This is a genomic window from Paraburkholderia sp. XV (assembly GCF_020177535.1).
In the GTDB taxonomy this organism is placed as follows: Bacteria; Pseudomonadota; Gammaproteobacteria; order Burkholderiales; family Burkholderiaceae; genus Paraburkholderia; species Paraburkholderia caribensis.
Genome location: NZ_JAGUUD010000098.1, coordinates 19,064 through 31,376 on the forward strand (window position 1 = coordinate 19,064; position 12,313 = coordinate 31,376).

The 12,313-nt window shown below is 61.2% G+C and carries 10 protein-coding genes and 1 pseudogene; 7 read left to right on the forward strand and 4 right to left on the reverse strand.

What is annotated here, in order from left to right:
* Positions 1-23 precede the first annotated feature (23 nt).
* Both KFO72_RS32265 and KFO72_RS32270 read right to left on the reverse strand, forming a co-directional pair.
* A complete protein-coding gene (locus KFO72_RS32265) occupies positions 24-749 on the reverse strand; it encodes a DsbC family protein (RefSeq protein ID WP_054929076.1) in 726 nt (241 codons plus the stop codon).
* A 226-nt stretch (positions 750-975) separates the two neighbouring features.
* Positions 976-2,148, reverse strand: coding sequence for a UbiH/UbiF family hydroxylase (locus KFO72_RS32270; protein WP_060599638.1), 1,173 nt, complete (start codon positions 2,146-2,148; stop codon positions 976-978).
* A 422-nt stretch (positions 2,149-2,570) separates the two neighbouring features.
* Between KFO72_RS32270 and ychF the strand changes: the two genes are divergently transcribed.
* The 3 genes and pseudogenes from ychF to KFO72_RS32280 all read left to right on the forward strand — a co-directional run bounded on the left by ychF (position 2,571) and on the right by KFO72_RS32280 (position 5,081).
* A complete protein-coding gene (gene ychF, locus KFO72_RS32275; RefSeq protein WP_225033815.1) occupies positions 2,571-3,665 on the forward strand; it encodes a redox-regulated ATPase YchF in 1,095 nt (364 codons plus the stop codon).
* 185 nt (positions 3,666-3,850) lie between these two features.
* Positions 3,851-4,030: pseudogene (locus KFO72_RS42620) on the forward strand (Arm DNA-binding domain-containing protein); the annotation flags it as partial.
* Positions 4,031-4,517: 487 nt separating this feature from the next.
* Entirely contained in the window at positions 4,518-5,081 is a 564-nt protein-coding gene (locus KFO72_RS32280) for a hypothetical protein (RefSeq protein ID WP_225033816.1), read from the forward strand.
* A gap of 938 nt (positions 5,082-6,019) precedes the next feature.
* On the opposite strand, the gene KFO72_RS32285 is transcribed toward KFO72_RS32280, so the two are convergent.
* Together KFO72_RS32285 and KFO72_RS32290 are read right to left on the reverse strand one after the other, a co-directional pair.
* On the reverse strand, positions 6,020-7,126 hold the full coding sequence (locus KFO72_RS32285) for a hypothetical protein (RefSeq protein WP_225033817.1): 1,107 nt from the start codon (positions 7,124-7,126) through the stop codon (positions 6,020-6,022).
* Entirely contained in the window at positions 7,092-7,646 is a 555-nt protein-coding gene (locus KFO72_RS32290; RefSeq protein WP_225033818.1) for a hypothetical protein, read from the reverse strand. The genes KFO72_RS32285 and KFO72_RS32290 overlap by 35 nt, the downstream gene beginning before the upstream one ends.
* A 279-nt stretch (positions 7,647-7,925) precedes the next feature.
* Between KFO72_RS32290 and ugpB the strand changes: the two genes are divergently transcribed.
* From ugpB to KFO72_RS32310, 4 genes are all read left to right on the forward strand, one after another.
* Positions 7,926-9,251, forward strand: coding sequence for a sn-glycerol-3-phosphate ABC transporter substrate-binding protein UgpB (gene ugpB, locus KFO72_RS32295; RefSeq protein WP_225033819.1), 1,326 nt, complete (start codon positions 7,926-7,928; stop codon positions 9,249-9,251).
* A 73-nt stretch (positions 9,252-9,324) separates the two neighbouring features.
* Complete coding sequence (ugpA, locus tag KFO72_RS32300; protein ID WP_054929081.1) at positions 9,325-10,209, forward strand: sn-glycerol-3-phosphate ABC transporter permease UgpA; 885 nt, start codon at positions 9,325-9,327, stop codon at positions 10,207-10,209.
* A complete protein-coding gene (ugpE, locus tag KFO72_RS32305; RefSeq protein ID WP_054929082.1) occupies positions 10,206-11,051 on the forward strand; it encodes a sn-glycerol-3-phosphate ABC transporter permease UgpE in 846 nt (281 codons plus the stop codon). Before ugpA ends, ugpE begins: the two co-directional genes overlap by 4 nt.
* 12 nt (positions 11,052-11,063) lie before the next feature.
* A complete protein-coding gene (locus tag KFO72_RS32310) occupies positions 11,064-12,152 on the forward strand; it encodes a sn-glycerol-3-phosphate import ATP-binding protein UgpC (protein WP_225033820.1) in 1,089 nt (362 codons plus the stop codon).
* Positions 12,153-12,313: the final 161 nt, after the last annotated feature.

The window sequence follows — 12,313 nt, forward strand, 5'->3', positions numbered from 1 at the left end:
CAGATTCGGACGATGGGTGCAGTTCAGCGCACCGACGACAACGCCTTGTCCAGTTCGTCCGCCGGCACGGCGCCCGGCAGGCGGCGGCCATCCGCGAGGAACACGGTGGGCGTGCCGCTGACGTTCATCGACTGCCCGAGCGCGAGGTTCTTGTCGATCGCGGCCGTGTCGCAGGTGCCCGCGGCGGTCGGCGCGCGGTGATCCTGCATCCAGGCTTCCCATGCCTTCGCGCGGTCCGACGAACACCAGATCGACTTCGACTTCACCGTCGAGTCCGGCGACAGAACGGGATACAGGAACGTGTAGACGGTGATGTTATCCATCGACTTCAACGTCGTTTCGAGCTGCTTGCAGTACGGGCAGTTCGGATCGGAGAACACGGCGATCTTGCGGCTGCCATTGCCCTTCACCACTTTCACCGCGTTCGCGAACGGCAGGCTCGCGAAATCGATGCGGTTGGTTTCGGACAGGCGCGCTTCCGTCAGATTCTTGCGTGTCTTGGCGTCGATCATGTCGCCGAGAATCAGATGGTCGCCCGTCGCGTCGCTGTAGACGATCTGCGAGCCGAGGTTCACCTCGTAAAGCCCGTCGATCGGCGACTTCGACACGCTCTTGATGGTCGCTTCGCTCAGACGCGATTGCAGCGTCGACTTGAGCTTGTCGGTGGTCTGGTCGGCCTGCGCCGAACAGCCGAGGCCGATAGTCGCGGCGGCCAGCGCCAACGCGGCGAGACGGATACGTTTCTTCATGCTGCTGCTCCTGATTCGGTTCGGCGCGCGGCCCGTTTGCCGCTCGTCTGCGCCTGTGTTCAAGTTCTGCGCGGGTTTCCGGTTGTGTGCCGGTGTGTTCCCTCTTGCATCGATGCGTGTGGGGGTGCATCAGGCGGTGCTGCGCAGATGGTATGCCTTGCGGTCGATCCTGTCAGATCGCGCGCGCCGCCGTGCCGTTCCACCAGGCACGCGGCTGGCGCATTGTTCAGCCCAGCGCCGCCGAGACCAGCCAGCGTTTGACCAGCGGCTGCGCGCCAACGAATGCCATGCCCGTGTTGCGAACCGCGCGCGCGATATTGCCCGGCAGCCCGAACAGCTTCTGCAGGCCGTCGGTGGCGATGGTGAGCGCGCGGATGTCTTCGCTGCGCGAGCGCTCGTAGCGGCGCAACAGCACCGTGTCGCCGATATCGCGGAACGCCTCTTTCTTCACGATCACGTCCACCAGCGACGCCACGTCGCGCAAGCCCAGATTCATGCCCTGCCCCGCGAGCGGATGGATCAGGTGCGCGGCATCGCCGACCAGCGCGACGCGCGGTGCGACCAGCCGGTCGACGGTTTGCAGCGCGAGCGGAAAGCCCTGGGCGGGCGTCACGCATTCGAGCGTGCCGAGCGCGCCCATCGTCGCCCGTTCGACTTCCGCCGCGAGTTGCGCGGGATCGAGCTTGACGAGAGTGTTCGCGTGATCGGTCATCGCCGACCAGACCAGCGACACATGGCCGTCCGGCAGCGGCAGCAGCGCGATGATCTCGCCGTCGCGGAACCACTGATACGCAGTCTCGCCGTGCGGCCGCCCGGCCTTGAAGTTCGCGACGACGCCCGTCTGCCGGTAGTCGCGCCGGTTGACCTTCGCGCCGATCTGCGCGCGCACCCAGGAATGCGCGCCGTCCGCGCCGACCACGAGATCCGCTTCGAGCACGTTGCCATTCGCGAGACCGATGGTCGCGCCGCCCGTCTTGACGTCGAGCCCCTGCGCCCGAGTGTCCAGCCACGTGAGGTTGGGCTGGAAGCGCAGTGCGGCGTCCAGCGCCTGTTCGATCAGCGACGACTCGGCGATCCACGCGAGTTGCGGCACGGACGCCTGAAACGCCGAGAAATGCAGTTCAGCGTGTGCGTCGCCGTAGACGCGCATGTCGTAGACGGGCGCGAGCCGCGCCGTGTCGAGCGCCTGCCAGACGCGCAGACGTTCGAGCAGCGCCTGCGAACTCGCGGATAGCGCGTAGACGCGCGAATCGAATACGGCGCCGGCGGGCAGCGGCTGACAATGCTGCGCGAGCAATGCGACGCGCAGGCCGCTTTGCGTGAGCGCAAGCGCCGCCGTCTTGCCGACGAGCCCGCCGCCGATCACGGCGACGTCGAAGGACTGATGGTGAGCATTCATCCGGCCATTATAGCTGTGAGGGGTGCCGGGGACGGATCGGCGGAACAGGCTTTACGCGCGGTTTCGGCGTTGTTTGAGCAGTGATTGATGCAGATCGGGCACAAGTCTCGTCGATTGCGGACTGCATATGCACGCGCTCGCGCAGCGAACGACGCGCGCCGCAGCTTCTCCCGCTGCCGCGAGCGCGTCGCCGGACAGGGTTACAATTGCGGTTTTCGGTTATCCGACACCTTCGGCGCGCGTTTGCAGCGCGGCGGGTGTCTTGCGACAGTCCGCCTGTGCCGCATGTTTTCGGCGCGTGCTTCTTGCACATGCCCGGCGCCAGCGGACTTGCGGGCCGCGGCCAGCATCGCGCCGCGCCACATGTAGCCCGCGCTCCGTTTGCCGAAGCCTGTCACCACCTGATTTTGTAGAGAACCTTCATGAGCCTCAAATGCGGCATCGTCGGCCTGCCTAACGTCGGCAAGTCCACCCTGTTCAATGCGCTGACCAAGGCGGGCATCGCCGCCGAAAACTATCCGTTCTGCACGATCGAGCCGAACGTCGGCGTGGTCGAAGTGCCGGATGCGCGTCTGACGGCGCTCGCGGGCATCGTCAAGCCTGAGCGCATCGTGCCCGCCGTGGTCGAGTTCGTCGACATCGCGGGTCTGGTGGCGGGTGCAAGCAAGGGCGAAGGCCTCGGCAACCAGTTCCTCGCGAACATCCGTGAAACGGATGCGATCACGCACGTCGTGCGCTGCTTCGAGGACGAGAACGTGATTCACGTCGCGGGCAAGGTCGATCCTGTGTCGGACATCGAAGTGATCAACACGGAACTCGCGCTCGCCGACCTCGCGACGGTCGAAAAGGCGCTCACGCGCTATGCGAAGGCCGCGAAGTCCGGCAACGACAAGGAAGCGGTGAAGCTCGCTGCCGTGCTGGAAAAGGTTCGCGGGCAACTGGACCAGGCGAAGCCGGTTCGCGGGCTCGACCTGACGGAAGAAGAGCGTCTGCTGATCAAGCCGTTCTGCCTGATTACGGCCAAGCCGGCCATGTACGTCGCGAACGTCAAGGAAGACGGCTTCGAGAACAATCCGCACCTCGACGCAGTGCGCAAGTACGCCGAAACGGAAAATGCGCCGGTGGTCGCCGTGTGCGCGGCGATCGAAGCGGAAATCGCCGATCTTGCCGATGAAGACAAGGAAGTGTTCCTCGCCGACATGGGCATGGACGAGCCGGGCCTGAACCGTGTGATTCGCGCGGGCTTCAAGCTGCTCGGTCTGCAGACGTATTTCACGGCGGGCGTGAAGGAAGTGCGCGCGTGGACGATTCATGTGGGCGATACCGCGCCGCAGGCGGCGGGCGCGATTCACACGGACTTCGAACGCGGGTTTATTCGCGCGCAGACGATCGGCTTTGACGATTACATCCAGTTCAAGGGCGAGCAAGGCGCGAAGGAAGCGGGCAAGATGCGCGCGGAAGGCAAAGAGTACGTCGTGCATGACGGCGACGTGATGAACTTTTTGTTCAACGTCTAAGGTCTAAGCAAAACTGGCCGTCCAGCGTAAACCGCGCCGCGCCAGCCAAGCCCGCAAACCCTTGTGGTTGCGGGCTTTTTTGTTGCCATGCGGTGCCGGCAACCGCCCGCCGCATCCACAAAAAACCGTATACAAGGCGGTATATATTAGGGGCACAAACCTCAAAACCGTATACGGCAGCCACCATGCCCAAGCTTAACGACACGCAATGCCGCAACGCCAAGCCGCGCGTAGGCCACAACGGTGAAGCGACGCCTATACGGCTTGCGGACGGTAACGGGCTGTTTCTCGAGGTGAAATCCAAGGGAGCCGGTGTCTGGCGCTATCGGTTCGAACTCAACGGCAAAGCTGGCATATATACCCTCGGCCGCCGCTATGCCGCATATCGCCCCAAGAGTGGCAAGCAATATCAGATCGCTGACTCTGACAAAGGGGACCAACTGTCGCTGAAAAGTTCAGGCGACCATGCTGGCGATTTGTTTCGCAACCTATCTAAGGAATGCGAAGGAATTCTCCGAATCGAAGTCAGGTTGCGACGCGCTGAACTTCACAAGCCCTGCGCCACCCCTCCACGCCATCCCTCGCTTCACAATGCCTCACGACACTTCACTACGCGTCACTTCACATCACCACGCATCACCACACCTCACAAAGCCAGAAGACCGGAACCACAAACCCGCTATCTTTTGGGAAATATATCATTAAAATTCAATGACTTATCTGTCATAGCCCAAAACTATTTCCGCGATATCGCGCCGGTCGCTGCTAGATATCGGGGAAATTTTCCATCCGACACTAGACATTCTCCGATCGATCCAGTAAATTCGAGCATAACCCTCAAAGGAGGCCGGAATGTCCGATCCAATTCAACTTGCAATAGCCAAGCTACAGGCGAAATTGCTCGACCAGGAGCGGGCTGTGGCCAAGACCAAAATGGTCATCAACGAACTCTGCGAGATCGAAGGGTTGCCGCTGTTGTACGAGCTTGAAGAAAAGCAAACGCAGGGCACCGCGAACCTTGCGATTCGGTCAGACCAGTTCTATGGTCAACCGCTCGCGGCTGCGATACGAGCAATTCTGGAGTTGCGTAGAAAGCTGGATAAAGGGCCCGCAACGGTAAACGAGATTTATGCAGCCCTGATCGAAGGCGGGTTCGCCTTCGACACGCGCAACGAAGACAATGCCAAACGAGGGTTACGGATCAGCCTGTCGAAGAATTCCGTAACTTTTCATCGCTTGCCGAACGGCAAATTTGGCTTGCTTGAATGGTATCCGGCGGCAAAAACTAAGCGGCCGGCGAAAAACGGCAGTGGGGCCGATGAGGAAGATCTCAGCGGCGATGCGACGCCGGACGAGAACGAAGAACAGGATCAGACCGAACGGCCCACCGAGGCCACGGAAGGCGAAGACAACTGATGGCGAGCTGCGGAGAGCACGACATGTCATAGAAAGTAAGAAGCCCCGACGCAAAACTCTGGCAGGAGTTCAGCGTCGAGGCTTGCTTGGCACAGACCGGCTAGCAACCGGCCTTGGAGCATAAGCGCTCCAGGTGAATGAGGGCGACCCAAGCACCTGCACCGTCTGGTTAGGACAACCTGAGTGTATACCACTTAGGTACCGCAGGCAAACGACTGCCCTCCAATCCATTTCGATTGGAGGTGCCGCCATGCGCGGACTTACCACGATGAAAACCGTCTATGTGACGGCATACACTCGGTTCCGATTCGGTCGGGTCGAACATGTATGCCAGCACTGGCGGTCACATCCCGGTCAGTTGAGTCTCTTCGACTAACCCGGGAAGCAGTTGGTGCTGGACACCAAGTGCTTAACAACGGAGGGGCACAGACGATTGTCGCCCCTCCACTTCTTCTAGATAGATACCTCTGCGGGCCCGCCGCCCCTGTCACCCCTTGGTAGGGGCAACCAGAACCCAACCGCGTTAGCCTAGCAAAGCACCTAAGCTACCGCTGCGCCGTGCCCCCCCTTGCACCGGCCCGCTACATGATCGAACCCCATTTTATTTGGGTTATGCCTTAGCCGGGCAATAGTGCCGCCACCAAGCCAGCCTGATAGGCCCCTTGCATGCCCCCTAGCCCCCCAAACCGCCCGGCAGGGCCCTTATAACCCCGCCCTAGCCGTTTGGCAGCTGACAGGCCACACTGCCGCCACGCCCCAACATGGCAGCCACACACAATAAACCGTATACAAACGTTCCGCATCTCGAAAAACACCAGAAAATTGCGGGGAAATTCATCAAACTTTCCGTTTAACGTCTGCTTCATAGACACCTTTGATCGCCGGGCCGCCTGTCCCGGCGATATCCTCACCGAAAGAAGCGCCGACCGGGCGCTTCGTCACATCTCCAGACTCTCGACGTCGATCAACACCGGCGCCTTCGTGCCAGGTTGACGCTCGACGGTTGCTCTCACCGATTGTCCCCAAAGCGGTCGAACGATATCGTCAATAAACCCGCCTGGCACCTTGATGCGCGTGCCGTCGACCTTGACCATGTTCGTCTGACGATCCGCCCCACTCAAGACGCCTTCCACAATATCCAGCTCGTTAGCCGATTCAGCGGACTGATCGACGAGCAACTCCCGGCGGCTCCGGCGAAAGGGAACCTGAAACGCCATTCCCTTCCGATACACCGTAAAGCCAACCAGACTTACATTCGCGCCGTCAGGTGCAATCTGTCGCAGCAACCCGACGAAGTTGTTCATGTACGCATCGTCATCAATGCGCTTACGCAACGCGGGCCAGTCGCCGTTGTCGACCGCTTTGATGTCTTCGAGCAAAGTCGGCAATATCTCGTCAGGACCACAGAGGCCCTCCAGCGACGGCTGCACTCCCAAGCGGTACGTCAGCGTGAAACTGCCGGCACGTGGCGCTGCCATGTAAAGACCCGGACATTCCTTGCCCCGCCCTCTCCTGTGCTGAAACGGAAGCCCGGTCAATCGCTCCGCCGTGCGTCGTACCAGACTCCCGATGTTCTTCGCACGGTCGAGATACTGGCTGACTGCAATCACGCCAAACGACACGCCTTGCCCGGACAGCGACACCTGTAGCTCATTGTCTGAAAGTTCGCCACCGCGCACGGCAAGATGCCGGTCGAAATGAACCTGTTCGAGAACATCGCGAACCTCTTCCAGGAGTGCTTCTGGTCCAAAGCCGAGCAGTGCCTGCGCGACGAGCCGCTCCGCGCGCCTCAGTTGCTTGCTTCGCAGCGCAAGCGTCGCCGCGCTGCGAAGCAAGACGGTGCGAGTCGGCTCAGAGGATTCGGCGCACGGCAGCATGCCGGCTGCGCGCTCCTCGAGGTCGAGCGCGAGCAGTGTTTCCGCGAGGAAGCGGGCTTCGTCGCCATGCGACTGGAAGTACAACGCTGCATCAGCGTGCTCCATCGCCTGTCGATGAAGAGACGCGACCTGCTCACTCATCTCCATGACTTGATTTCCTTTTTCCAACTGCCACCGTTGGCCTGCCAAACTCCGCAACGACGGCAAACCCGCTGCCGCTTTGATCGCTCGGCGCCATCTGCTTCAACTTGCTCGTAAGCCGCGAACCGACACGGGATTGTCCCTCAAAGATTCCCGAGACCTCCAGACGCACCTTGCCATTGAACGGCAGGTCTCCTTGCGTCGTGCCAATCCAGAAATCGAAACCCGTTCCCTTTGCGGACCGTTCAATGGCCCTATAGCCATGAACCTGGTTGAGCACAGCGATGGCGACCGCGTAAGCACCATTCTCCGCAGCGACATCCTTGTCGCGGTATGTCGCGGCAGCCTGCAGTGCCGGCGGCGCCCAATGAAAATGCGCGTGCGGCGTCTCACAGCCGCTCAACGCGGCCCGGGTCGGAACAGCGTGTCCGTGCTGTTCGAAACAGAACGATGCGGCCTCGCAACACATCGCGCCGAAATAAGGCGTCAACGCCTCGAAGGCCTGGTTGCTCGCATCAAGCTGAATTGCGACATCGTTCTCTGCCATCGGCACCACCAGCGAAAAAGGACTGTCGACGATTCTTGCATGCGCCCAAAGCTCGATGGCAAGCGCTCAATTCAGACAGTGTGTCAAATCCTTTCGAGAATATGCACCACGACTCAAACAGCCTTTCCCGGTCAACCAATGCTACATTTCCGCTTTCGCCAAACTGTTTGCACCAACAACTAGCACGCGCACCACACCTCCGACGCTTTCCTGTCATCGACCACAACTAGAATCGCGCGACCGCAATTCCGCGCTTTCCGCAAAAGAAGGAGACTCTCGATGCATTGCAAGCCGCTGTTCCGTTCGCTATCCGTCGCGGCCGTTCTGGCCTTCGGCGTCCATCAAGGCGCTCACGCCGCCACTGAAATCCAGTTCTGGCATGCGATGGAAGCCGCCCTCGGCGAACGCCTGAACACGATCGCCAACGACTTCAACGCATCGCAGAGCGACTACAAGATCGTCCCCGTCTTCAAGGGCACCTATGACCAGACACTCGCAGCCGGCATCGCCGCGTATCGCAGCGGCAACGCGCCCGCGATCCTGCAGGTCTACGAAGTCGGCACCGCTACGATGATGCAGGCGAAGAAAGCCGTCATTCCCGTCTCCGACGTGTTCAAGCAGGCGGGCATAACGCTTGACGAGAAAGGCTTCGTGCCGACCATCGCCAGCTATTACAGCGACTCGAAGACAGGTCACCTGATCTCGATGCCGTTCAACAGCTCGACGCCCGTCCTCTACTACAACAAGGACGCATTCAAGAAAGCTGGTCTCGATCCGAACACGCCGCCCAAGACGTGGGCCGAACTGGAGCAGGACGCGCTGAAGCTGAAAGCAGCGGGCATGTCGTGCGGCTATTCGTCGGGCTGGCAAAGCTGGATTCAGCTCGAAAACTACAGCGCATGGCACGGCGCGCCGTTCGCGACGGAGAACAACGGCTTCGACGGCGCCGACGCGAAGCTCGAATTCAACAAACCGCTGCAGATTGCGCACATCACGTTCCTGCAGAAAATGGCGAAAGAAGGCGCGTTCACCTATGCCGGCCGCAAGGACGAACCGGTGTCGAAGTTCTATAGCGGCGATTGCGGGATCATCACGAACTCGTCCGGCTCGCTCGCGACGATCCGCAAGTACGCGAAGTTCGACTTCGGCACGGGCATGATGCCGTACGACGCGAGCGTAAAGGGCGCGCCGCAGAACGCGATCATCGGCGGCGCGAGCCTGTGGGTGCTGTCGGGCAAGGACCCGGCCGTCTACAAGGGCGTCGCGAAGTTCCTCGCCTATCTCAGCTCGCCGCCCGTCGCCGCCAAATGGCATCAGGACACGGGTTATCTGCCCGTCACCACGGCCGCGTATCAGTTGACCCAGCAGCAGGGCTTCTACGAGAAGAATCCCGGCAGCGACACGGCTATCAGGCAGATGCTGAACAAGCCGCCTCTGCCGTACACGAAGGGCCTGCGTCTGGGCAACATGCCGCAGATCCGCACGATCATCGACGAAGAACTCGAACAGGTCTGGTCGGACAAGAAGACGCCGAAGGATGCGCTCGATTCGTCGGTGTCGCGCGGCGACGAACTGCTGCGCCGCTTCGAGAAAGCGGGCAACTGATCCGCAAAACAGGCGCGCTTTCACGCGTTAGCGTGTAGCGCGCCTCAACCGCTCACTGTTGCTAAGGACGTCGATGGACAAGCGTTCCCGCTTCGGCACCAGCCTCCTGCCGTATCTGCTCGTCGCACCGCAACTCGCGATCACACTGCTGTTCTTTCTGCTGCCCGCGGGCGAAGCCCTCTGGCAATCGACGCAGACACAGGACGCATTCGGCACGTCGAGCGAATTTGTCGGCTTGAGCAACTTCAAGCAGCTATTCGGCGACCCGCTGTATCTTGCATCGTTTGAAACGACGCTGATTTTCTGCGCGCTCGTCACCGTGTCGGGCCTCGCGATCTCGCTGCTGTTCGCCGCCTGCGCCGATCGCGTGACACGCGGCGCGAGAGCCTATCAGACGCTGCTGATCTGGCCGTATGCAGTCGCACCCGCGATTGCCGCCGTGCTCTGGTCGTTCCTGTTCAACCCGAGCATCGGCCTCGCGACCTTCGCGCTCGGCAAGGCGGGCATCGTCTGGAATCACGCGCTCAATCCGGGCCAGGCGATGTTCCTCGTCGTGCTCGCCTCCGTGTGGAAGCAGGTCAGCTACAACTTCCTGTTCTTCTACGCTGGACTGCAGGCCATTCCGCGCTCGCTGATCGAAGCGGCCGCGATCGACGGCGCGGGTCCCGTGCGGCGCTTCTTCGGCGTCGCGCTGCCGTTGCTGTCTCCGACGACGTTCTTTCTGCTCGTCGTCAATCTCGTCTACGCGTTCTTCGACACCTTCCCGATCATCGACGCCGCGACGGGCGGCGGCCCCGCGCAATCGACGCGCACGCTGATCTACAAGATCTTCGCCGAAGGCTTCCAGGGCCTCGATATCGGCAGCTCGGGCGCGCAATCGGTGGTGCTGATGCTGATCGTGGTCGGGCTGACTGTCGTGCAGTTCCGTTTCATCGAGCGGAGGGTTCAATACTCATGATCGAGAATCGCCGCGGCTTCGATATCTTCTGCCACGTCGTGTTGCTGATCGGCGTGGTGCTGGTCGTGTTCCCCGTCTACGTCGCGTTCTGCGCGGCGACGATGAGCGAGCACGAAGTGTTCAACGTGCCGCTGTCGCTGGTGCCCAGCACGCACCTGTTCGAAAACATCGCGAACATCTGGACGCACGGCACGGGCAACGCGGCCAGCCCGTTCGGCACGATGCTCTTGAACAGCCTCGTGATGGCGCTGGTGATCGCGATCGGCAAGATCGCCGTGTCGATCATCTCGGCGTTCGCCATCGTGTTCTTCCGCTTTCCGGGCCGCAACGTCGCGTTCTGGCTGATCTTCATCACGCTGATGCTGCCCGTCGAAGTGCGCATCTTTCCGACTGTGCAGGTTGTGTCGTCGATGCATCTGAGCAACACGTACGCCGGGCTCACGCTGCCGCTGATCGCGTCCGCAACCGCGACGTTCCTGTTCCGCCAGTTCTTCCTCACGCTACCCGACGAGCTGATGGAAGCGGCGCGCATCGACGGCGCGGGGCCGCTGCGCTTCTTCTGGGATGTGGTGCTGCCGCTGTCGAAGACAAACCTTGCGGCGCTCTTCGTGATCACGTTCATTTACGGCTGGAATCAATACTTGTGGCCGATCCTGATCACCAGCCAGCAATCGCTGACGACGGCCGTGGTCGGCATCAAGAGCATGATCGCTTCCGGCGACACCGCGACCGAATGGCATCTCGTGATGGCTGCGACGCTGCTCGCGATGCTGCCGCCGCTCGTCGTCGTGCTGGCGATGCAGCGCTGGTTCGTGCGCGGTCTCGTGGATGCTGAGAAATAAGGATAAAGAGTCATGTCTGCACTGACGCTCAAAGGCGTGAAGAAATCGTACGACGGAAAGCAGAACGTTCTGCACGGAATCAACGCGGACGTCGAGGACGGCGAGTTCGTCGTGATGGTCGGGCCGTCGGGTTGTGGCAAGTCGACCTTGCTGCGGATGGTGGCGGGGCTGGAAGCGATCACCGAGGGTGAGATTGCGATCGACGGCAAGGTCGTCAACAACCTGGAGCCGAAGGATCGCAACATCGCGATGGTGTTTCAGAACTACGCGCTTTATCCGCACATGACGGTTGCGGAGAACATGGGCTATGCGCTGAAGATCGCGGGGCTGCCGAAAACGAAGATCGAATCGCGCGTCATGACGGCTGCGAAGATTCTCGAACTGGAACCGCTGCTGTCGAGAAAGCCGCGCGAGTTGTCGGGCGGCCAGCGACAGCGGGTTGCGATGGGCCGCGCGATCGTGCGCGAGCCGGCTGTGTTTCTGTTCGACGAGCCGCTGTCGAATCTGGATGCCCGTCTGCGCGTACAGATGCGGCTCGAAATCCAGCGTTTGCATGGCCGTCTCAGGACGACGAGCCTGTACGTGACGCACGACCAGATCGAAGCGATGACGCTCGCGCAGCGTGTAATCGTGATGAACCGCGGGCATGCGGAGCAGATCGGTGCGCCCACGGAGGTTTACGAGCGGCCGGCGACGACGTTTGTTGCCGGGTTTATCGGCTCGCCGGGGATGAATTTGCTGAACGGCTGGATCACGGAGGATGGCGCTTTTTTTGAAGTCGCTGGGGAGGGGCCGAGATTGCCTTTGGCGGGCGTGCCGTGCGTCGGACGCGAGGTGACGGGGGGCCGGGCGTGTGTGCTTGGAATTCGGCCGGAGCATATGACGCCCTCTTCCGATGCCGGTGCGGCGACGGCTGCACTTGCCGTTGATTCATGCGAATTGCTCGGCGCGGATAATCTCGCGCATGGGCGCTGGGGCAAGCACGATGTGACCGTGCGGTTGCCGCATGGGCATCGGCCGCAGGCCGGTGAACGGCTTCAGGTCGCGTTGCCCGGGCAGCATGTTCATTTCTTTGATGAGAATGGGCGGCGGCTCAATTGATCGGTTTTTGCGCCGGTGGCGGGATGTTGATGGATGCTGTGCAGCGCTTATGTGATTTGCCTTTGCGCTGGCGTGCGCGTTATGAGTTTGCGCTGGCATCCGCGATTTGTTAGCTCGCTTCAGGCGTCGCCCCTGTGCGGGGCGGCACCTACTTTTCTTTG

Excerpts from the sequence above, each read along its gene's own strand:
- KFO72_RS32265 (WP_054929076.1), bottom strand. The coding sequence starts at position 749 with ATGAAGAAACGTATCCGTCTCGCCGCGTTGGCGCTGGCCGCCGCGACT.
- KFO72_RS32270 (WP_060599638.1), bottom strand. The coding sequence starts at position 2,148 with ATGAATGCTCACCATCAGTCCTTCGACGTCGCCGTGATCGGCGGCGGG.
- ychF (WP_225033815.1), top strand. The coding sequence starts at position 2,571 with ATGAGCCTCAAATGCGGCATCGTCGGCCTGCCTAACGTCGGCAAGTCC.
- KFO72_RS32280 (WP_225033816.1), top strand. The coding sequence starts at position 4,518 with ATGTCCGATCCAATTCAACTTGCAATAGCCAAGCTACAGGCGAAATTG.
- KFO72_RS32290 (WP_225033818.1), bottom strand. The coding sequence starts at position 7,646 with ATGGCAGAGAACGATGTCGCAATTCAGCTTGATGCGAGCAACCAGGCC.
- ugpB (WP_225033819.1), top strand. The coding sequence starts at position 7,926 with ATGCATTGCAAGCCGCTGTTCCGTTCGCTATCCGTCGCGGCCGTTCTG.
- ugpA (WP_054929081.1), top strand. The coding sequence starts at position 9,325 with ATGGACAAGCGTTCCCGCTTCGGCACCAGCCTCCTGCCGTATCTGCTC.
- ugpE (WP_054929082.1), top strand. The coding sequence starts at position 10,206 with ATGATCGAGAATCGCCGCGGCTTCGATATCTTCTGCCACGTCGTGTTG.
- KFO72_RS32310 (WP_225033820.1), top strand. The coding sequence starts at position 11,064 with ATGTCTGCACTGACGCTCAAAGGCGTGAAGAAATCGTACGACGGAAAG.